At 67.5% G+C, this 21,797-nt stretch carries 16 protein-coding genes; 7 read left to right on the forward strand and 9 right to left on the reverse strand.

Features of this window, described 5'->3' with window-relative positions; all coding sequences use genetic code 11:
* Positions 1-20 precede the first annotated feature (20 nt).
* Positions 21-2,009 carry an alpha/beta hydrolase family protein gene (locus J2W22_RS06815; RefSeq protein WP_307117495.1) on the reverse strand — a complete coding sequence of 663 codons (1,989 nt, stop codon included), beginning with the start codon at positions 2,007-2,009 and terminating at the stop codon, positions 21-23.
* A gap of 258 nt (positions 2,010-2,267) precedes the next feature.
* On the opposite strand from J2W22_RS06815, the gene J2W22_RS06820 reads away from it, so the two are divergent.
* From J2W22_RS06820 to J2W22_RS06830, 3 genes are all read left to right on the forward strand, one after another.
* Entirely contained in the window at positions 2,268-4,787 is a 2,520-nt protein-coding gene (locus J2W22_RS06820; RefSeq protein ID WP_307117496.1) for a TonB-dependent receptor, read from the forward strand.
* A 173-nt stretch (positions 4,788-4,960) separates the two neighbouring features.
* Complete coding sequence (locus tag J2W22_RS06825; protein WP_307117497.1) at positions 4,961-6,403, forward strand: CehA/McbA family metallohydrolase; 1,443 nt, start codon at positions 4,961-4,963, stop codon at positions 6,401-6,403.
* Positions 6,404-6,927: 524 nt separating this feature from the next.
* Entirely contained in the window at positions 6,928-7,602 is a 675-nt protein-coding gene (locus J2W22_RS06830; protein WP_307117498.1) for a hypothetical protein, read from the forward strand.
* A gap of 143 nt (positions 7,603-7,745) precedes the next feature.
* Here the strand turns inward: J2W22_RS06830 and J2W22_RS06835 are convergent, their stop codons facing one another.
* Positions 7,746-9,065, reverse strand: a complete 1,320-nt coding sequence (locus J2W22_RS06835; RefSeq protein WP_307117499.1) for an alpha/beta hydrolase family protein — start codon at positions 9,063-9,065, stop codon at positions 7,746-7,748.
* Between the two features lie 101 nt (positions 9,066-9,166).
* Between J2W22_RS06835 and J2W22_RS06840 the strand changes: the two genes are divergently transcribed.
* The gene (locus J2W22_RS06840) at positions 9,167-10,786 is read left to right on the forward strand and encodes a M28 family metallopeptidase (RefSeq protein WP_307117500.1); all 1,620 of its coding nucleotides are present in this window, start codon (positions 9,167-9,169) and stop codon (positions 10,784-10,786) included.
* Between the two features lie 19 nt (positions 10,787-10,805).
* A complete protein-coding gene (locus J2W22_RS06845; protein ID WP_307117501.1) occupies positions 10,806-11,786 on the forward strand; it encodes an agmatine deiminase family protein in 981 nt (326 codons plus the stop codon).
* A 182-nt stretch (positions 11,787-11,968) separates the two neighbouring features.
* Here the strand turns inward: J2W22_RS06845 and J2W22_RS06850 are convergent, their stop codons facing one another.
* The 6 genes from J2W22_RS06850 to J2W22_RS06875 all read right to left on the reverse strand — a co-directional run bounded on the left by J2W22_RS06850 (position 11,969) and on the right by J2W22_RS06875 (position 19,757).
* Complete coding sequence (locus J2W22_RS06850) at positions 11,969-13,393, reverse strand: PQQ-dependent sugar dehydrogenase (RefSeq protein ID WP_307117502.1); 1,425 nt, start codon at positions 13,391-13,393, stop codon at positions 11,969-11,971.
* Positions 13,394-13,587: 194 nt separating this feature from the next.
* On the reverse strand, positions 13,588-15,786 hold the full coding sequence (katG, locus tag J2W22_RS06855; RefSeq protein ID WP_307117503.1) for a catalase/peroxidase HPI: 2,199 nt from the start codon (positions 15,784-15,786) through the stop codon (positions 13,588-13,590).
* Between the two features lie 330 nt (positions 15,787-16,116).
* Positions 16,117-17,028, reverse strand: coding sequence for a hemolysin family protein (locus J2W22_RS06860; protein ID WP_307117504.1), 912 nt, complete (start codon positions 17,026-17,028; stop codon positions 16,117-16,119).
* A gap of 9 nt (positions 17,029-17,037) precedes the next feature.
* Positions 17,038-17,547, reverse strand: coding sequence for an rRNA maturation RNase YbeY (gene ybeY / locus J2W22_RS06865; RefSeq protein ID WP_307117505.1), 510 nt, complete (start codon positions 17,545-17,547; stop codon positions 17,038-17,040).
* A gap of 145 nt (positions 17,548-17,692) precedes the next feature.
* On the reverse strand, positions 17,693-18,694 hold the full coding sequence (locus J2W22_RS06870) for a PhoH family protein (RefSeq protein WP_307117506.1): 1,002 nt from the start codon (positions 18,692-18,694) through the stop codon (positions 17,693-17,695).
* Positions 18,695-18,920: 226 nt separating this feature from the next.
* Positions 18,921-19,757 (reverse strand): oxidoreductase, encoded by an 837-nt coding sequence (locus J2W22_RS06875; protein WP_307117507.1) that lies wholly within the window; start codon positions 19,755-19,757, stop codon positions 18,921-18,923.
* 74 nt (positions 19,758-19,831) lie between these two features.
* Between J2W22_RS06875 and J2W22_RS06880 the strand changes: the two genes are divergently transcribed.
* A complete protein-coding gene (locus tag J2W22_RS06880; RefSeq protein ID WP_307117508.1) occupies positions 19,832-20,266 on the forward strand; it encodes a MerR family transcriptional regulator in 435 nt (144 codons plus the stop codon).
* A complete protein-coding gene (locus J2W22_RS06885) occupies positions 20,263-20,928 on the forward strand; it encodes a DUF6624 domain-containing protein (protein WP_307117509.1) in 666 nt (221 codons plus the stop codon). The genes J2W22_RS06880 and J2W22_RS06885 overlap by 4 nt, the downstream gene beginning before the upstream one ends.
* Positions 20,929-20,932: 4 nt before the next feature.
* Here the strand turns inward: J2W22_RS06885 and J2W22_RS06890 are convergent, their stop codons facing one another.
* Positions 20,933-21,796 carry a GGDEF domain-containing protein gene (locus J2W22_RS06890; RefSeq protein WP_307117510.1) on the reverse strand — a complete coding sequence of 288 codons (864 nt, stop codon included), beginning with the start codon at positions 21,794-21,796 and terminating at the stop codon, positions 20,933-20,935.
* Between the last annotated feature and the right edge of the window lies 1 nt (position 21,797).

Raw genomic sequence — 21,797 nt, forward strand, 5'->3', positions numbered from 1 at the left:
AGGGCGGACGACGATCGTGGTCAGGGCTTCGCCGGCAACCCCAGCGCTGTCCGCAGGAACGTGTCGCTCTTGTCGAGCATCTGCGTCCGCGCCTGATCGTCGTCGAGCTGGTGGTCGAGGCCCTTGAACTCGACATATTCCACCCGCTTGCCCGCATCCTTCAGCCGATTGGCCATCAGACGCGATTCGCCTACGCCGACGTTCAGGTCCTGGTTGCCATGGAACAGCAGCACCGGTGCCTTGATCTTCTGGGCATTCTGCGCCGGTGAGCCTTCGCGCACATGCGGGCCGTTGCCGATGAACCGGCTGACGATATTGGCGCTGGTATAGCCCATGGCCTCGTTGCGCAGCGATTCCAGGTCGGTCACCGGCGCGATCGCCACGATTGCCTTGAACAGGTCGGGGTCCAGGGCGGGGCTTTGCAGCGCGGCATAGCCGCCATAGGACCAGCCGACGATCGCCAGCTTGTCCGGCGCGGCGATGCCCTGCTTTATCAGCCAGCGCCCGCCATCATTCACGTCGCCCACCGCCGTCCGCCAGGACTGGAAGCCGTTCTTCTGGAACCAGCTATCGCCATAGCCGGTCGATCCGCGGAAATTGGGCTGGAGCACCGCGAAGCCCCGCGCGGCATAGAATTGCGCCAGCCAGTCGAAGCCCCATTCGTCGCGCGCGCCCGGTCCGCCATGCGGCATCACGATCGCGGGCAGGTTCTTGCCGTCGCTGCCGGCGGGCAGGGTCAGATAGCCGGGGATCTGCGTGCCGTCCGCCGCCGGGAAGGTCACCGGCCGCATCTCGGCCAGCTTGGTCCGGGCGAGCTGGGGCCGCTGGTCCAGCACCTCGGCCAGGTGCCGGCTGGCCTTGTCATAGACATAGTAGGTGCCCGCATCGGTATCGCCGCCGGCGTAGAGCAGCAGCTTCTTCTCGTCGGCGCTCGCATCGACGAAGCTCACCATCGGCTTGCCGGGCAGCGCCTTGCCCAGTGCGGTGCGCAGCTTCTGCAGCTCGGGGTCGAAGAATTCGGTGACGCGGTGGTCGGTTGCATAGCTCAACCCGACCACGCGGCGCTGGCGGCCGATGCGGACCAGCCCGTCGACATCGACCTCGGGATGCGCGAACACCAGCTTGCGGGTCAGGCTGCCGTCCAGCGCGATGCTGTAGAGCGCCCGCCGCCCGTCCTTGTTATCGAAGCCAAAGACGACATTGGTGTCGCGATCGACCGCATAGGGGTTGAAGCCGGTATAGTTGCCGCCGCCACCGTCGGTCACCAGTTCGCCCAGCTTCTTCCACTCGCGATCGTCGGCGGTGCGATAGCTGTAGACATAGCGGCCGGTGCTCAGGCCCCCGTTGCTCTCGTCCTCGATGCCCATGATCCGGACATTGCCGTGCCCGTCGCTGATGAACTCGGCGACGTTGCGCCGGGGCAGCTCGACGATCTTGCGCTTGAGCGAGGTCGCGTCGACCAGTTCCACCGCCAGTCCCTCGCGGGTGTTGGCGGTGTGGGTACCGGTCGAATATTCGGGCACGAACACCCGCGTCATCAGCACCGATCCGTTCGAGCCGTCCGGCCCCCAGTCGATGATGTCGCCGCCCGACTGCATGATGTTCAGCGCATTGGCATTCTCGCGCCGGCTGAGCAGCTTGAGGTCGGACCCGTCGGCGTTGAGCGAGACCATCCGGGTGAAGCTCAGCTTCTGGTCGAGCTGCTGGATCATGTAGATGTTGCACACGATCCGCGTCGTGCTCGCCCAGCGGCAGCTACTGAGCTGCTCGGGGTCGCCCGTCGCGGTGAGCACCACCTTGTTCGCGCCGGTCTCGAGATTGGCCACCACCAGCGCGTCGCCACGTCCGCTGATCGGCTGGATCATCGCCACTTGGCTGCCGTCGGGCGACAGGCTGATCTGCTGGATGAACTCGCGCGCCCCGAAATTGCGCGCGTCCTCGCTCTGCGCGAAGGCGAGCGCCGGCATGGCCGAGGCGGCAAGCAGCGCCCCGCGAACGATATTCTTCATGAACCCCCCAAGATTTCTCGGGCCTGAGCCTAGCTGGCGCGCCGGCTTTGGCAATGTCTTGAAAGCACCGCGGCGGTGTGGCAGGGGGATCTTGTCCATGCACCCTGTGACAGGGTCTATAACTTGCTGATATTACTGTCATAATATCGCAAGCCAGGCGTCATCCCGGCGCCTTGGCCCTGCCGCCACATCGCAACATCCCCGGCCTAGCGGCGCCCCGAGCAGTCCTTCGCTGCCCATCGACCAAGGGGATTATCCATGCAGATCAGCCGCACGCTGACGCGCACCAGCTTCGCCGCCCTCCTGCTGACCGCCAGCGCCCCCGCGCTCGCCCAGGCGCAGGAGGCGGCCGCCACCGCCACCGCCGCCGCCGACACGCCCCACGAGGAGATCGTCGTCACCGGCCGCGCCGGCGCCGGCGAGCGCACCAAGCTCGACACCAGCTACGCCGTCACCACCCTGTCGAACGACATGATCCGTTCGCGCGCGCCGTCGAGCGTGACCGAGACGCTCAAGTCGGTTCCCGGCTTCTGGGTCGAGGCCTCGGGCGGCGAAGGCTCGGGCAATGTCCGCGCCCGCGGCATTCCCGTGGACGGCTTCGGCTCGATCAACCTGCTCGAGGACGGCCTGCCGGTGCAGCACGATCCCGCGCTCGGCTATCTCAACGCCGACCAGGCCTTCCGCCTAGACGAATCGATCGACCGGATCGAAGTCGTCCGCGGTGGCCCGTCCTCGGTCTTCTACTCGAACGCCCCCGGCGGCGTGGTCAACTACATCACCCGCCGCGCCGGCGATTCGCTCACCGGCAATGCCCGCGTCCTCTACGGCCCCACCGCCGAGCTCTACCGCTTCGACGGCTGGATCGGCGCGCCCCTCGGCGACGGCCTCAAGCTCGGCGTCGGCGGCTTCTACCGCAGCGAGCAGGGCGTCCGCGATCCCGGCTTCACCGGCAACAAGGGCGGCCAGGTCCGCGCCGACCTCGTCAAGGAATTCGACGGCGGCTCGCTGACCTTCAGCTACAAGCATCTCGACGACAACGCGATCTTCTATACCGGCATCCCGCTGACCAAGGACCGCAACGGCGACGTGGTCGGACTGCCCGGCTTCGATCCGCATTACGGCACCACCGCCAGCCCCGCCTCGGCCCACCTGACGCTCAAGAGCGCAACCGGCCTGGTCGATTTCGACAACACCAAGGGCACCGACATCCGCCTCGACCAGGGCTCGATCCTCACCGACTACGAGTTCGCGCCGGGCTGGAAGCTGACCAACGGCATGCGCTACCGCGACAGCTACACGGTCCGCAACGGCGTCTACCCGACCTCGGTCAGCACTGCCGCCTCGTTCCTCACCAGCAACCGCGCCGCCCTGCTCGCCGCCTTCCCGGGCGCGACCGACGTGCAGATCCGCTACGCCGACAACGGTCAGGCGTTCAACGTTGCGAACCAGAACGGCAATGGCGACATCTTCATCAACGCCGCCCGTCCCGTCACCGTCTGGGAGCGCGAGTTCCTCAACGACTTCCGCATCGCCCACAAGTTCGAGGCGGCCGGCACGCATGATTTCGCGGTCGGCTTCTACTACGCGAACATCGACGAGACCTTCAGCCGCTACTCGGCCTCGACCGTGCAGGACGTCTCGAACAATTCCCGCCTGCTCGACGTCGTCGCGGTCAACGCCGCCGGCAATGTCGTCGGCTCGCTGACGAAGAACGGCGTCGCCCGCTACGGCTCGGAATTCGCCAACGGCACCGGCAGCCAGACCACGATCGCGCTCTACGCCTCGGACGAGTGGCAGATCACCCCGACCTTGCGCATCGATGGCGGCATCCGCTGGGAGCAGATGAAGGCCCGCGGCGCGCAGGAAGGCCAGAAGACGGTCAATCTCGGCGACGCCACCACCCTGGCCGACGATCAGGTGCTGACCGGTAACGGCATCTACACCAACTTCAACCGCAAGTTCGACGATGTCGGCTACACCGCCGGCATCGACTGGCAGTTCGCGAAGATCGGCGGCGCCTTCGCGCGCTACACCCATGCCTTCCGCATGCCGAGCGTCGGCAGCTTCATCACCAGCGCCACTGCCCAGCCGGTGATCCAGGGCATCGATATGTGGGAAGGCGGGCTCAAGCTCTCCACCCCGCTGGTCAGCGTCTATGCCACCGGCTTCCTCACCGATTTCGACTCCTATTCGATCGGCAACTTCGTCTTCGCTCCGCCGCCCGCCAGCGGCGTGATCCAGCAGACCGTCTATACCGACACGCGCGCCTATGGCGTCGAATTCGAAGGCGTGATCCGCCCGGCCAAGTGGTTCGACCTCACCGTCCAGGCGACCTGGCAGAACCCGACCTTCCGCAACCTGCGCTACAATGAGAGCACCACGGTCGGCGGCGTCGCCACGCTGGTCCCGCGCGACTATTCGGGCAACCAGCTGCTCCGCGTGCCCAAGATCGCGCTGCGTGCCACCCCGGCGGTCACCCTGTTCGACGGCCGCCTGCGCGCGCAGATGGACGTCGAGCATTACAGCGATCGCTATGCCGATGCGGCCAACATCTCGAAGCTGCCGGCCTATACGGTGATCAACGCCAGCATCAGCGTGCGCGCCACGAAGAACATCCGCGTCTGGGCCTATGGCGACAACCTCACCAACGCGCTCGGCCTCACCGAAGGCAATCCGCGCGCCGGCGAGCTGACCAGCGGCCAGGCCAACGACCTGCTGTTCATCGGTCGCCCGATCGTGGGCCGCAACATCCGCTTCGCCGTCGACTTCTCGTTCTGACCTTTCTTTATCCTCCCCCGGAAACGGCGTTTCCGGGGGAGGGGGACCATGCGAAGCATGGTGGAGGGGGTCTACGACGCTGGTTGCTAAGCCCCCTCCACCACGTCGCTTCGCGACGCGGTCCCCCTCCCCCGGAGCCGAGGCTCCGAGGGAGGAAATTATTGGAATTCACCATGCTCCGCCTCCTGCCCGCGCTGGCCCTTCTCCTCCTCCAGACCCCCGCGCATGCCCAGCAGGCGGACCAGGTCGCCACCGGCGAGATCACCGGCGCCGATCACGAGACCTACAAGCAGATCCCCTTCGACGTGCCCGAGGGCACCGAGCGGATCACCGTCCGCCTGACCTATGACAAGGCGAACAAGACCGTCGTCGATCTCGGCGTGTTCGATCCGCAGCGCTTCCGCGGCTGGAGCGGCGGCACGCGCGACCGCTTCACGCTTTCCGCCAGCGACGCCTCGCCCGGCTATCTCCCCGGCGCGCTGCCCGCCGGCCGCTGGCACGTCCAGTTTGGCGTGCCCAATGCCCGCAAGGACGCGCATAGTCCCTATAAGGTCGAGATATTCCTCGACCGCGGCACCGTCCGCAACGCCAGCGCCGCCATCGCCGACGCGCCGATCAAGGCTGCCCCCGGCTGGTTCCGCGGCGACCTCCACATGCACGACGCCCATTCGGACGGCAGTTGCGTCAGCAAGGCGGGCAGGAAGATCCCGTGCCCGCTGTTCCGCACCGTCGATGCCGCGGCGAATGCCGGGCTCGATTTCGTCGCGGTCACCGACCACAACACCGTCTCGCATTTCGGCGGGCTGCGCGAGCTCCAGCCGTACTTCGACAACATCCTGCTGATCCCGGGTACCGAGGTCACCACCTTTGGCGGCCATGCCAATGCGATCGGGCTCACCCGCTGGGTCGATTTCCGCATCGGCACGCCGGGCGTCCCCAATGTCGCCGCGGTCGAGAAGGCCGTCGCCGATGCCGGCGCGATCCTCTCGATCAACCATCCCGGCCTGCCTTCGGGAGAGGCCTGCATGGGCTGCGGCTGGGTCTGGCCCGACACCGACTGGAACGGCATCACCGCGATCGAGGCGATCAACGCCAACACCGTCAACACGCCGCTCTCGGGCATCGGCTTCTGGTACAGGCAGCTCAACGCCGGCCATCGCCTCACCGGCGTGGGCGGCAGCGACAACCACAATCCCGATGCGGAAAAGGGCCGCGCCGGCATCGGCCGCCCGACCACCGTCGTCCATGCCGAGGCGCTCTCCACCCCCGCGATCCTGGCCGGCATCCGCGCCGGGCGGGTCTTCGTCGATGTCGAAGGCACGCGCACCCGCATGCTCGATGTCGAGGCCGTCTCGGGCCGCACCCACGCCCTGATGGGCGAGGCGCTCACGCCCGGCGCCAAGCTCGACGTCACCGCGACGATCGCCGGCGTCGATGCGGGCAAGGCCGTGCTGATCGCCAATGGCACCGAGGCCCAGTCGCTCCCGCTGGCGCCGAGTGTCACCTTCCATCTCGACCGCAAGGCCGCCTGCGGCTGGATCGCGGTCAACGTGACGACCCAGGACGGCAAGCTCCTGCTGGTCGGCAACCCGATCTACGTGCGCTGCGGGCGCTGAAATTCCTCCCCCGGAAACGGCGTTTCCGGGGGAGGGGGACCGCCGCCGAAGGCGGTGGTGGAGGGGGTCTGCAACGGCTGCCGTAAAGCCCCCTCCACCACGACGCTGCGCGTCGCGGTCCCCCTCCCCCGCAGCTGCGCTGCGAGGGAGGATCTTCACCATCATCCCGGTCCCATCATCGTCATCCCGACGAAAGTCGGGATCTCATGCGGCTCCTTCCCCGCGTCATCGCCTGAGATCCCGGCTTTCGCCGGGATGACGGAAAGGGGCGCGCCGCCGCCTTTCCACAAAATCTACTCAATCTGGCGGAATCACCCCGCCATCCCCGCCAGTCCGACCCAAAATGGCGCTACCTCCGCTGCCCTGGCGCTCCACCGCGCTGTAACCCTCCCGGCAAAACAAGGTCGCGCATCGCATCTTCGCCCGCCTTGCCCGGCGGGCATGGGGGTGCTCATGAAGCGCGCGGGGCGGGGCCTTGGGGGAAAGGCCCCGCCCCCAGCGCCGGAGTCCGGGGGGGACTTGATTTGGGGCTGATCCATCGGGACGTCGATCCCGGTCATCCGGCATTGCCGTCGCTGCTCGCCCGGCTGGGCGCGGCCGATGTGCTCGCGGTGCCGCGCTATCCGCTGCCCGGCAGCCGCCAGGGCCGCTGCTACTGGAACGTGCGCGATCAGGTGCGGGCGCAGGGCGGCAGCTGCCTGTTCGGCTGGATGCTGGTCGAGATCCCGGGCGTCGTGCTGTTCGGCTGGCATCATGCGGTGTGGCGTGCGCCTTCCGGCCAGCCGACCGACATCTCGCCGCACCCGCTCACCGGCTGGGGCGTGGGCAGCACCGCCTTCGCGGTCGATCCGGTGCAGGACCATCCGCTCGACTGGCCGCCGGGCCTGCCCCAGGTCTTCGAGCCGCTGGTCCAGGATCCCGCGCTCGACCGCTTCATCGCCGCCGAGGCCGAGGTCCATACGCTGCGGTCCCGCTACCGCGATGCCGAGCAGGCGATCCCCTCGGCCACCTGTTATGACGGTGATGCGGAGTTGATCGTCCATGTCGAGACGGTCGCCGACATGGCCCGGCTCAAGAAGCTCGAGCGCCGCTATTTGCCGGGCATCCGCACCGCCGAAGCCCGCCGCGACGCGCTGATCCCCGCACTGGCGGCGCTCCAGGACGCAGCGCTGGAGGGGACGGAACGCCTGCGGGCGTGAGGGCAACACACCACCGTCATCCCGGCGAAAGCCGGGATCTCAGGCGATGGCGGGAAAAGAGCCGCGCGAGATCCCGACTTCCGTCGGGATGACGAAGGGGAGGGCGTAGGCCGTCTCTTACGAGCCTCGAGCGCCTCACCAACTCACCGCCCCAATTCCCGCACCGCGAACGCGATGAAGCTCGGCCAGTTGTCCCGGTTGTTATGCCCGCCGCGATGCTGCCGGAACGCGAGCGTCCCCCCGGTCACCGGCGTAAGCTCCGGCGGGAACACCGTGGAACTCAGCCCCTTCGCCCCGCGGATCGTCCAGGCCGGCGACGCCGCCACCGCCGCCAGGAAGCTGCCCCTGGGGTCGACCCAGCCGTCCCCCGTGTCCACCGTCCCCGCCCCGATGAACAGCGGGCGTGGTGCCGAGAGGGCGATCAGCATGTGCGCATCCACCGGCAGGTCGAACTCGGTCTTCGGCCCGGCATATTTCAGGAAATTGCCGGCGAACCAGTGATACTCGCCCCCGGCGGCGAGGTTGCCCATCCGCTCGCCGAAGTTGCGGCGATAGAGCGCCGCGCCGCCCGCGCCCGAGGAGCCGACGAACCCGATCGCGAAGTGCGGGTCATAGGCCATCGCCACCAGCGCCGCCTTGCCGTAGCGCGACAGGCCTTCGATGCCGATCCGGCGGGCGTCAACTTTCGCGTCCGCAGCCAGCGCTTCGCGCGCGCGGCTCGCACCCCAGGCCCAGGCGCGCAGCACGCCCCAGTCCTCGGGGCCGCGCGGGCGCCCCTGCAGCGAGATGCCGATCACCCCGGTCTTCAGCTCCCCGCCATTGTCCGCCTGGATCGAGCTCGCCACCACCACGGCATAGCCGAAGCCGTGCTTGAGCAGCTGCTCGGTATAGGGCGGGCCGGGATCGGCGGGGCGGGGCGGGCCGGGGAATTTGAAGCCCTCGGGAAAGCCGAAACTGAGGATCACCGGCACGCGGCGGTCGCTTTCGGGCAGGGTGTAGCGGACGGCAATGGTGGTGGAGGCGCGCGGCCAGGCCCGGTTGTCCGCCACGCCCTCGATCCAGCGTTTGGTCACCGCGATCCCGGCCTCGACCGCCTTTTCCTCGCGGACGAGATTCCACGTTATTTTCGGGGCGGTTAGCGGCACGCGGCCATAGATCTCGCGGTCGAACAGCTCGACGATCTCGCGGCGGCGGCGGTCCCAGTACTTGCTGTTGCGGACGGGGAGGCCGGCGTTCGTACGCAGCAGAGGCGGAAGTTCGGGGGTGCCCGCTTTCGCTTCGTCATAGTTGGCGGCATTGGGTGCGTTCGGGTTGAAACCGTCTGCGCCGGCACGGATTTCCCCGATTCCCAGCCGGTCGAGCATCGCCTGGCGATCGGCGTTGGCGGCGGTGTAATCCTGCTGCTGCGCACTCGCGGGCAGGGCGAGTGCCAATATCGGCGCACAGAGCGTCCACAAGCGCATGCATCCCTCTCCTATGTTATCGCTACCAAGGCTGCCTCGCATTGCGGTCGGGCGCAACCCTTGCCAACATCCGCCCACGAATGTTCCGCAAAGGGGATCCCATGCGCCACCTGCTCACCGCCGCCCTGCTCCTCGCCGGCACTGCGGCCAACGCCCAGACCATCTCGGCCGACACGATGAAGGAGGTGACCAAGGAGCTCTCCTCGGACGCCTATGAGGGCCGCGCGCCGACCACGCCAGCGGAGGACAAGACGATCGCCTATATCGTCCAACGCTTTGAAAAGGCTGGGCTGAAGCCGGGCAACAAGGGCAAGTGGACCCAGGACGTGCCGCTGGTCGAGATCACCGCCAGCAATGTCCAGCCTTTGGTCTTCTCGGGCGGCAAGGCGCCGGTCAGCCTCGACTATCGCAAGGACATGGTCATCGCCACCTACCGGGTGGTCCCCAAGGTCGCGGTCAAGGACAGCGACGTCGTCTTCGTCGGCTACGGCATCAACGCCCCCGAGCGCGGCTGGAACGACTATGCCGGGCTCGACGTGAAGGGGAAGACGGTCGTCATCCTGGTCAACGACCCCGACTATAAGTCCCCCGAAACCAAGGGTTTGTTCGAGGGCAAGGCGATGACCTACTATGGCCGCTGGGTCTACAAGTACGAGGAGGCCGCGCGGCAGGGCGCGGCGGCGGCGATCATCGTCCACGACACGTACCCGGCCGCCTATGGCTGGGGCGTGGTCCAGTCCTCCTGGACCGGCCCGCAGCTTGAGCAGGACACGCCGGGCGACCACATGGACCAGAGCCAGGCGATCGGCTGGATGCAGCTCGACAAGGCCAAGGAACTCTTCGCCGCCGCCGGCAAGGACTTTGACGCGCTGGTCGCCTCGGCCGGCAAGCAGGACTTCAAGGCCGTACCGCTCGGCGTAAAGGCCTCTGTCAGCTGGGATAATTCGATCAAGCGCCAGGCCTCGAAGAATGTCGTCGGTATCCTGCCGGGCACAGCGAAGCCCGACGAGGTCGTGCTCTATTCGGCGCATTGGGACCATCTCGGCCGCTGCGACGCGGTCAATGGCGACGACATCTGCAACGGCGCGGTCGACAATGCCTCGGGCATCGGCGGGCTGGTCGCGCTCGCCGAGGCGCATGCCAAGGCCGGCCCGGCCAAGCGCAGCGTCGTCTTCCTGGCGGTCACCGCCGAGGAATCGGGCCTGCTCGGCAGCAAGTTCTACGCCGAGAACCCGGTCTATCCGCTCGCCAAGACGGTGGGCGGAGTGAACATGGACTCGCTCAATGTCCTTGGAAAGACGAAGGATTTCACGCTGGTCGGGGCCGGCAAGTCCGAGCTCGAGGACCTGGTAAAGCCCTTTGTCGCGGTGGAGGGCCGGGTGATCGTTCCCGAGGAGCGGCCCGAGGCGGGCGGCTATTACCGCTCGGACCATTTCAGCTTCGCCAAGCTCGGCGTGCCGATGCTCTATGGCGAGAGCGGCGACGACCTGGTCAATGGCGGCAAGGAAGCAGGCAAGAAGGCTGCCGAGGACTATACCAGGAACCGCTATCACAAGCCCCAGGACGAATATGATGCGAACTGGGACTGGAGCGGCGCGGTCTCGGACCTGAACATCTATTACGGCCTGGGCCGCCAGCTCGCCGAGGGCGCGGCCTGGCCCAACTGGTACAAGACCGCCGAATTCCGCGCGGTCCGCGACAAGTCTCGCTCCGGGCAGTGAAGGGGACTATGGGGGCGGAATGACGATTCCGCCTCCCCCCAAGCCCGAATGGGCGCACCACCACGCCGTGTGGATCGGCTTCCCCAGCCATCCCGAACTCTGGCTCGACGATCTCGCCTCCGCGCGCCTCGAAGTCGCCGCCTTCGCCAAGGCGGTGCATGCCGAGGGCAAGGGCGAGCAGGTGATCCTGGTCGCCGCCAACGAGGAATCCGCCAAGGCCGCCAAGCTGCTCGCCGGCAACGCTGCCAAGGTGGTGATCGAGCCGTTCGGCGACATCTGGCTGCGTGATACCGCCGCGATCATCGGCGGCAACGGCACCGCGCATGACTTCCGGTTCAACGGCTGGGGCGGCAAGTACGACCTCGAGGGCGATGACGATATCGGCCACCGTCTTGCCGAGCGCGCCCAGATGCGCGTCGAGGACCATGGCTGGGTGCTCGAGGGCGGCGCGATCGACGGCGATGGTACCGGTCTGGTCGTCACCACCGAGCAGTGCCTGCTCAACCGCAACCGTAACCCGCAGCTCAGCAAGGCCGATGTCGAGGAGATGTTGCTGAAGGACCTGGGCTATACCCAGGTGCTGTGGCTCGGCGACGGCCTGCTCAACGACCATACCGACGGCCATGTCGACAACCTCGCCCGCTTCATCGGCCCGAACCGGCTGCTGATCCCCGAGGGCGCCGAGAACGACCCGAACTGGCGCATCTACCAGGACGCCGCGGCCCGCGCGGAGCGTGCCGGCGTCGAAGTTGTCCGCTTCCCCTCGCCGGGCCGCGTGCTCAACGAGGATGAGGAGATCATCCCGGCGAGCTACATGAACTTCTACATCGGCAATGCCGCGGTGGTGGTGCCACTCTACGGCCAGGAGAATGACGTCGCCGCCGTGGACAAGCTCGCCGAGCTGTTCCCCGGCCGCGCGATCATCGGCCAGCGCGCCGACCATATCCTGACCGGCGGCGGCAGCTTCCACTGCATCAGCCAGCAGATTCCGGCGTCCTGAGGCGCCGAGACAGCCTTCACTCCGGCCTCGCGCCGGGGTGAAGGAGCCTGCACGGCAGCGCAGCGCGCAACTGCGCGATCCCGTTTCTTGACGGCTTCACAGAGCGGCGGGCGCCAGGCCCGACCGCGTGAGGCAAGCAGGCAAAATCCTACATTGCAAGCCGCGCGCTGCGCCTGCCGGATTTACTTGGCGGCGGGCGCCCCGGCGATCGGCGCGCCTGCGGTGCTGCTCACCCGCCAGATCACATTGCCGACATCGTCCGCCACCAGCAGCGCGCCGCCGGCGTCGGTGATCACGCCGACCGGGCGGCCCTGCACCGTCTTGCCGTCCTTGGCGAGGAAGCCGGTGAGCAGGTCGACCGGCTTGGCGGTCTTGAGCGGATAGCCATTGTCGCCGAAGGGCACGAAGACGAGCTTGTAGCCCGAGGGCGGCTCGCGGTTCCACGAGCCGTGCAGCGCGACGAAGGCGCCATTGGTGAACTGGCCGCCGAGCTTGGCATCGGCGGCGAAGGCGAGGCCCAGCGGGGCGGTATGGGCGCCGAGCGCGAAGTCCGGGCGCTTGGTATATTCGCGCAGGTCCGGCCGCTCGGGCGTCACGCGCTTGTCGATATAGCCGCCCCAGTAGTTCCACGGCCAGCCATAGAAGGCGCCGAAATCGACCTGGGTGAGATAGTCGGGCGGCATGTCCGAGCCGAGCATGTCGCGCTCATTGACCACGGTCCACAGATTGCCGGTATGCGGCTCGAAGGCCATGCCGTTCGGGTTGCGCAGGCCCCAGGCATAGACGCGCGAGGACTTGGTCTCGGGCACCACCTCGAGGATCGCGGCGCGGGTACGCTTGGCGGCGTCGAGCTGCTTGGCCACGGCGAAGGGCGAGTCGGCGGTGTAGATGTCGCCTTCCTTGTCGAGCCCGTTCTCGGCGATGTTCGACGAGGAGCCGACCGCGACATAGATGCGCTTGCCGTCGGGCGAGGCGAGGATGTTGCGGGCCCAGTGATTGCCGCCGCCGGCCAGGTCGATGATCTTCTCGACCTTGACAGCGATCCTGGTGTCGCCGGTCTTGTAGGGGAAGCGGACCAGCGCGTCGGTGTTGGCGACGTAGAGCCAGTCGCCGACCAGCGCCATGCCGCTCGGCGAGTTCAGCCCTTCGAGGAAGGCCGAGCGCTGGTCGGCGACGCCGTCGCCATTGGTGTCGCGCAGCAGGGTGATGCGGTTGGCCGAGGGCACGCCGGCGCCGGCGCGGTTGAGCAGGATGCCCATGATCCAGCCGGTGAACCCGCCGCTCTCGCGCGGGGGCGAGTTGGTCTCGGCGACCAGCACGTCGCCGTTCGGCAGGCGATAGAGCCAGCGCGGGTGATCGAGCTTGTCGGCGAAGGGGGCGACCGAGATGCCCGCGGGCGCGGTCGGTTTGGCGCCGTTCGCCCAGCCGACCGGCTTGGCGATGCGGACCGTCGGGATGTCCTGGTAGCGCGCCTCGCTCAGCTGCGGGACCACGCCGGTCACCGCGGCTTCGGAGAGCTTGGCCTTGTCGGGCTGGGTCGCCCAGATGAACAGGCCGATGAGCACCACCGCGAGGATGGCAAGGACGATGAGGATCCGCTTGAGCATTGCGGAAGGATAGGGGCGAGGAGGGGGGAAGCCAATTCCCTAATTCCTCCCCGGAACGGGGAGGGGGACCGCGCCAGTAAGGGCGTGGTGGAGGGGGCCCGCCCTCCACCAGCGTGTCATTCGAGGAGAGCGGGCCCCCTCCACCATTGCTTCGCAATGGTCCCCCTCCCCGTTCCGGGGAGGATTTTACCGGGTCACTTCAGGTCGAAGCGATCGGCATTCATCACCTTGGTCCAGGCGGCGACGAAGTCCTTCACGAACTTCTCCTCGTTGCCGTTCTCGGCATAGATCTCGCCGACTGCGCGCAGTTCCGAGTTCGAGCCGAAGATCAGGTCCGCGCGGGTCGCACGCCAGGTCTCGTGACCTGCCGTGCGGTCGGTGGCGACATATTCGTCATCGCCTTCCCCGGCAGCCGCCCAGACATTGGTCATGTCGTAGAGGTTGACGAAGAAGTCGTTGGTCAGCTGGCCCGGACGCCTGGTGAAATGGCCATGGCCGCGCTCGCCGTGATTGGCGCCGAGCACGCGCAGACCGCCGATCAGCACGGTCATCTCGGGCACCGAGAGGCCGAGCAGCGAGGCGCGGTCGAGCATCATCTCCTCGACCTTCACCGCCAGCTTCTTCTTGCCGACATAGTTGCGGAAGGCGTCCGCCTCGGGCTCCATCACCTCGAAGCTCTCGGCGTCGGTCTGCGCCGCCGTCGCATCGCCGCGCCCGCCGGTGAACGGCACCGCGACGCCGAAGCCGGCATCCTTGATCGCCTTTTCGAGCCCGACCACGCCGCCGAGCACGATGGCATCGGCCAGCGACAGCGAGCCGCGAAGCCCGTTGAGCGTATCGATCACCTTGGCGAGGGTCTCGGGCTCGTTGACTTCCCAGTCCTTCTGCGGGGCCAGCGCGACGCGCGCGCCATTGGCGCCGCCGCGGAAGTCCGACTTGCGGAAGGTGCTGGCCGAGGCCCAGGCGGTCTTGACCAGCTGGCTGACGGTGAGGCCGCTGCCGGCGATCTTCGCCTTCACGGCGGCGACGTCAGCGTCGGAGGGCATGGTGCCCGCCGGGATCGGATCCTGCCAGATCAGGTCTTCGGCGGGGACTTCCGGTCCGAGGTAGCGGACCTTGGGCCCCATGTCGCGGTGGGTCAGCTTGAACCAGGCACGGGCGAAGGCGTCCTTGAACGCTTCGTGATCGTTGCGGAACTTCTCCGAGATCGCCCGGTAGGCCGGATCGCGCTTGAGCGCCATGTCGGCGGTGGTCATCATCGTCGGGACCTTGCGGCCCGGGACATGTGCGTCGGGCGCCATGTCCTCTTCCTTCTGGTTGATCGGCTGCCACTGGTTGGCGCCCGCCGGCGACTGCACCAGCTCATAGTCATAGTCGAGCAGCAGGCGGAAGAAGTTCTCGCTCCACTCGCGCGGGGTGTTGGTCCAGGCGCCCTCGATGCCGCTGGTGACGGTGTGCTCGCCGATGCCGCCGCTCTCATGGCCGCTGACCCAGCCAAAGCCCTGCGCGACGAGATCGGCGCCCGAAGGAGCCGCGCCGAGCAGCGAGGCGTCGCCATTGCCATGCGCCTTGCCGAAAGTGTGGCCGCCGGCGGTGAGCGCGACGGTCTCCTCGTCGTTCATCGCCATGCGCGCGAAGGTCTCCTTCATGTCGCGCGCCATGCCGGCATCGTCATGCGGATTGCCCTGCGGGCCTTCGGGATTGACGTAGATCAGGCCCATCTGGATCGCGGCGAGCGGGCCTTCGATCTCATGGAAGCCATGCTCGGGGGCGATGCGGGTCTGGACGCCTTCGTTGACCCATTTGTCCTCCGAGCCCCAATAGATGTCGCGCTCGGGCTCGAACACGTCGGGGCGGCCGCCGCCGAAGCCGAACACCGGCCCGCCCATGCTCTCGATCGCGACATTGCCGGCGAGGATGAACAGGTCGGCCCAGCTGATATGCTTGCCGTATTTCTGCTTGATCGGCCACAGCAGGCGGCGCGCCTTGTCGAGATTGCCGTTGTCGGGCCAGCTGTCGAGCGGAGCGAAGCGCTGCTGGCCGCTATTGGCGCCGCCACGGCCATCGGCGGTGCGATAGGTGCCGGCGGCGTGCCAGGCCATGCGGATGAAGAAGGGGCCGTAATGCCCGTAATCGGCCGGCCACCAGGGCTGGCTGTCGGTCATCAGCGCGGTGAGGTCGGCCTTGAGCGCGGGATAATCGAGCTGCCTGAAGGCTTCGGCATAGTCGAAATCGGCGCCCATCGGGTTGGAGGAGCCGTTGGGGTTGAGGATTTCGGTGGCGAGCATCTCGGGCCACCAATCCTTGTTGGTGCGGCCGAGCAGCGCGCGTGCACCGCCAGCGCCATGCATCGGACAGCCGCCGCCGTCGATCGATCCAGTCTTTGCGTCCATCTCCCAAGCTCCTTGCTGATTGCGGCTCAAGGGATGCCACCCCGGATGCAATCGAAGAAATGGATTAGTTGATGATCACTGATCGACCGGGTGATTTTTACGACATGTGGTTGTCACCATTTCCGTCATCCCGGCGGAAGCCGTGATCTCGTGTGGCTCCTTCGCCGCGCTTCCGCCTGAGATCCCGGCTTTCGCCGGGATGACGGTTTGGGGCCGGGATGACGGTTTAGGGTGGGGCGGCGATACTGAAGCGTTGGGTGGGGCGCTGCGGTCTCGCGTGCATCGACCCACCCCCGACCCCTCCCTTTCAGGGAGGGGAGCCTGTAGGGATCACTCCTCCGCCAGCGCCTTCTCCGCAGGCGGATGCAGGCGCAGCCGGGTGACGCGCTTGGGATCGGCCTCGACGATCTCGAGCTTCCAGCCGCTGTCATGCTCGAGGCATTCGCCGGCCTCGGGCACATGGCCAGCGAGCACGAAGGCGAGGCCGCCGAGCGTATCGACATCGCCGTCCACCTCGGCAAGGCGCGGGTCGACCGTCTCGGCGACGTCCTCGAGGTCGGCGCGGGCATCGGCATCCCAGCCGCCGCCGTCGATCGGCACGAGCAGCGCGGTCGGCGCCTCGTCATGCTCGTCCTCGATCTCGCCGACGATCTCCTCGATCAGGTCCTCGATCGTGATCAGCCCCTCGGTGCCCGAATATTCGTCGAGCACGATGGCGAGGTGCGTCCGGCGCCCGCGCATCTGGGCGAGCAGGTCGAGCGCGCCCATCGACTGGGGCACGTAGAGCGGCTGGCGGATCAGGCCGGTCAGGTTCGCCGGGTGCGGCGCGCCGCTCGCCAGTATGTTGAACACGTCCTTGATGTGGACCATGCCGATGATGGTATCGAGCTCTTCGCGATAGACGGGCAGGCGGCTGTGTCCGGCCTCCTCGAACAGCTTCACCAGATCGGCGAAGCTGGTCTCCTCGTCGACCGCGATGATGTCCGCCCGGGGCACGCCGACATCGCCGGCATCGCGCTCGCCGAAATGGAGCAGGTTCTTGAGCATCTGGCGCTCGATCGGCGCGAGATCGCCAGCCGGGCCCCTGCCGCCCTCGTCCTCATGCTCGTCGATCGCATCCTCGATGCGGTCGCGCAAAGTCTCTTCCTGGTCATCACCGAACAGGAGGGTGCGGATGCCGCGCCATATCCCGCCACCTTCGTGGTTGTCGCCGTTGCTGGTGCTACTGGGGCCCTCGGGCATGTTCGGTGTTCAATCCTCGCGTATTAGATAGGGGTCGTGAAGGCCGAGTTCGGCGAGCGCGGCGCGCTCCATCTCCTCCATCGCCTCGGCCTCGGCGTCGTCCATATGGTCATAGCCTAGCAAATGCAGCAGGCCGTGGACAATCAGGTGCGTGGCATGATCTTCGATCCTGACCTTGCGCTCGACGGCCTCGGCCGCGCAGACGCCGTGGGCCAGCACGATGTCGCCGAGCAGCACCTCGCCATCGTCGCTGTTCTCGGTCACCGCTTCCATCAGGTCCGGCTGGATCATCGGGAAGGACAGCACGTTGGTCGGCTTGTCCTTCTCGCGGTACTGCCGGTTGAGGACATGGACCTCTTCGTCGGACGTGAAGCGCACCGCGACTTCGATCGTCGCGGGGTGATCGAGCCACTCGAGATAGGGCGTTTGGCGGAGCGCGGTCTCGGCAGCGCGGATGGCGAGAGCTTCCCAGTCTGCGTCCGGCCAGGGGGATTCGACGAGGGCGGCGACGTCCAACACTTACTTCCCCTCCCTTTCAAGGGAGGGGAGCGAGAGGTGGGTGGCGTCCTGGCGATACTGAAGATGGGTGGCCATGCCGCCGCCGTAGCGCGTGCATCGACCCACCCCCAGCCCCTCCCTTTCAGGGAGGGGAGTTTTTCGCCCTTCAAGCATTCGGGCCCTCATAGGCTTCGACGATGCGGCCGACGATCGGGTGGCGGACGACGTCCGCGGTCGAGAAGCGCGAGAAGGCGATGCCTTCCACGCCCTCGAGCCGCCGGGTCGCGTCGTTGAGGCCCGAGGCGGGCGGGCCGCCGGGCAGGTCGACCTGGTTGGGATCGCCGCAGATCACCATCCGGCTGTTCTGGCCGAAGCGGGTGAGGAACATCTTCATCTGCGCCGGCGTGGTGTTCTGCGCCTCGTCGAGGATGACGAAGGCATCGGCGAGCGTGCGGCCGCGCATGAAGGCGATCGGGGCGATCTCGATCTCGCCCGAGGCGATGCGCCGCTCGACCTGCTCGGCGGGCAGGCAGTCATAGAGCGCGTCGTAGATCGGGCGGAGATAGGGATCGACCTTCTCCTTCATGTCGCCGGGCAGGAAGCCGAGCCGCTCGCCGGCCTCGACCGCCGGGCGCGACAGGATCAGCCGCTGGACGCTGCCGGTGATCAGCTGGGCGACGGCCTGGGCGACGGCGAGATAGGTCTTGCCGGTGCCCGCCGGCCCGAGCGCGAAGATCATGTCGTGCGAGACCAGCGCGCGCATATATTGGGTCTGGGCGACCGAGCGCGGCACGATCGTCTTCTTGCGCGTGCGGATCATGATCTGGGGCGGGGCATTGCCATTGTCCGCCTTGATGATGCCGGTCAGCGTCGGCTCGCTCGACATCGCGATCACCGCGTCGATCAACCCGGTATCGACTTCCTCGCCGCGGATGACGCGAGCGTGGAGCTCCTGCAGCACCTCGCGGGCATGGGCGACGGCCTCGGCCGACCCTTCGATCTGTACGCGCTGGCCGCGGGCATGGATATAGACGCCCAGCCGCTCTTCGAGGGCGAGGATGTTGCTGTCGAACTCGCCGAAGAGCTGGGGCAGGAGCTGGGGCTTGTCGAAGTTCACCTCTACCCGGGAGCGTTCACCGGACTGGGCTGGGACAGGCTTGCGGCTCATGCGGCTCCTTCGCGCGGAAAAATGTTGAATCTCTTGATAGGCGAACGCGTGCGCGCGATCGCTGACGGTGCAACGCGCGTAGCGGCGCTGCGTGTCAAAGCGAAGACGATGCGGGCGGTTCCCTTGCGCATGCGATATGGGGAGAGTGACAGAGGTTTTCCAACTTGGACAGGGGAAAAGGCGCGGCGGAGCGCAAGCCGGCCCCGCCGTGGCGCGCATGCAACGCTCAGGCGATCTTGCCCGACTGGCTCATCCGCCACATCAGTGCGTCCTTCCAGCGATCGGGCAGCCAATGGGCGAGGAAGAGGAAGACCTTCGCCCCGCCGCCGGTGCCGTAGCGGATGCGCGGGCGACGCGCGGCAGCGGCCCTGGCGATGGTGTTGGCGACGACTTCGGGCGGCGAGGCGAAGCTCATCGCGTCGGCATTGCCGAGCAGCGCGGCATATTTGCGTGCCCAGGGGGCATAGGCGCTGCTCCCGCCCGAACGCTCGACCAGGCTCTGGTGCGCGATGCCGGCCCATTCGGTGCGGATCGCGCCGGGCTCGATCACCACGACGCGGATGCCGAAGGGGCGGAGTTCCATGCGCAGACAGTCCGACAGGCCCTCCACCGCGAACTTGGTGGCATGGTACCAGCCGCCGAACGGCTCGCCGAACTTGCCGCCGATCGACGTGACGTTGACGATCGTCCCCGATTTCTGGGCGCGCATCAGCGGGGTGACGAGCTGGCAGAGCCGGGCAAGGCCGAAGACGTTCACTTCCATCTGGCGGCGGGCTTCCGCCATCGGCACGTCCTCGATTGCGCCATAGCTGCCATAGCCGGCATTGTTGACGAGCAGATCGAGCCGGCCGGCGGCAGTGCGGATCGTCTCGACCGCGGCGAGGATCGAGGCATCGTCGGTCAGGTCGAGGGCGATCAGCTCGGCGCCGAGGCGGGCGAGCGGCGCCATCCGGTCGAGGCGGCGGGCGGCGGCGAAGACCCGGTAGCCGTCCTGGATCAGGCGCTTGACGGTGGCTTCGCCGATCCCGGCCGAGGCGCCGGTGACGAGGGCGGTTTTCTGCATTTCTGGCTCCGGTTGCGAGGTGGAGCCCAGCCATATAAGTGTGGACCATAGTCCATGGTCAAGGGATGAATCGCGTGCTGATCTCCGAATTCGCCAGGCGCGCCGGCATGAGCACCGACACGGTGCGCTTCTATATCCGCAAGGGGCTGCTGGCACCGGCAACGGGCGTGAAGGGCGGCTCCAACCCGTACCAGATCTTCACCGAGGAGCATCTCGAAGCGGCGCGGATGGTGCGGATGGCGCAGAGCCTGGGCTTTTCGCTGCGCGAGATCGCGACGCTCTCCGCCGAATATTATGCCGGCGGGATGACCCCCGAGCGCAGCCTGGAGCTGATGCGGATGCAGCTCGCCCGGCTGGAGGAAAAGGCGGCGCAGTTGAACGCGATGGTCGACTATACCCGCGCCAAGGTGCGCTGGCTGGAGGCTGGGCAGAAGGGCTCGGAGCCGGTGTTCGGCGAGTTCGAGGGCTGCTGGGCCGAGCCGGTCACCGCTGCGGAGCGCGCGGCATGAGGGTGCTGGCGCTGCTCGCGCTGGCTCTTGCGCCGATGCAGGACGATGTCGTCGCGCAGCGCGCGGCCGAATGGGAAGCGGCGGTCGCCGAGGTCGAGGCGCAGCCCGAGCCCGAACATCCGACGCTGGCGCAGAAGGTCGCCAGGCTGGTCGCGCTCGACGAGGTCACCCGCCAGCATATGTGGCGCGCGGACGATCCGGCGCTCGCCCCCGATCAGCAGCGCGCGCTCGGCCTAAAGATCGGGACCCGTATGGCCGAGATCGATGCGGCCAATACCGCGGCGCTGAAGCTGTTGCTCCCCGCCGATGGCTGGTTTCGTAACAGCCGCGACGGCCGGCAGGTGACGCACGGCGCCTGGCTGATCGCCCAGCATAGCCCGGACAACGCCTTTCAGATCGGGGTGATCGGGGCGATGGGCAAGCGGTTGAACGCGGGCGACGTCGACGCGATGGACTTCGCGCTTATCACGGACCGGGTGCTGGTCCGCCAGGGTGGGCTGCAGGTCTTTGGCAGCCAGGCGGGTTGCATCCAGGGCCGCCTGGCGATCCTGCCCATTACGGTTCCCGACAAGGTGGACGAGCGCCGGGCAAGGATCGGTTGGGCCAAGACGCTGGCCGAGACCAAGGGCGACCTCGAGATCGGCAAACCCTGCGCCTTATAGGCGCTCAGGCGTCGAGCATCCGGGCCTCGTCGATCTCGATGCGGTCGCGGCCGGCGTGCTTCGCGGCATAGAGTGCCTTGTCGGCGCGCTGCATCGCCCCGGCGATCTGTTCGGGGCCGTGCAGGAAGGCGAGGCCGCAGGAGAAGGTGACCGGCTCCTCCGGATTGGGGCCGATCGGATCGGCGTGGAGCGCGGTGCGCAGCCGCTCCATCAGCGCCTGCGCCTCGCGCGGGCCCATGCCGGGGATCAGGATCGCGAACTCCTCGCTGCCCCAGCGCGCGACGAGGTCTGAGCGGCGCATCGTCTCGGTGAGATGATGGGCGAATTCCTGGAGGACCAGGTCGCCTTCGTCATGGCCGAAGATGTCGTTCATCCGCTTGAAATGGTCGATGTCGACCAGCGCCAGCGTCGCCCGGGTGCCGGTGCGCAGATGGGCAGCGGCATCGAGGAAGCCGCGGCGGTTGCGCAGGCCGGTGAGCAGGTCGCGCTCGGCGGCGTCGCGCAGCTGGCTGATCCGGCTGTTGGTGGCGATCGCGGCAAGGCCGACGCTGTCGAGCAGCTCGCCGGCAAGGTCGCGGCCGCCGGCGGGGACGCTCGCCACCGGCTCGCCGTCCTGCACCGCGCGCAGCATCGCCGAGGCCTGGCGGATCGGGGCGAGCAGCGCGCCGAGTGCAGCGATCGCCGAGAGCGTGCCGGCGAGCGTGGCGAGCAGCAGCGGCACGAACACCTGCCAGTGCCATTCCCCGAGCAGCGCCTGGCTGGCGATGAAGGCGATCAGCGGTAAATGCACCGCGGCGAAACAGATGGCGAAGATGCGCAGATGGAAGTGGCGCGGGAAAAGGAACCGCGTCGCGAGATAGAAACGCATT

The organism is Sphingomonas kyeonggiensis, from assembly GCF_030812785.1.
In the GTDB taxonomy this organism is placed as follows: domain Bacteria; phylum Pseudomonadota; class Alphaproteobacteria; order Sphingomonadales; family Sphingomonadaceae; genus Sphingomonas; species Sphingomonas kyeonggiensis_B.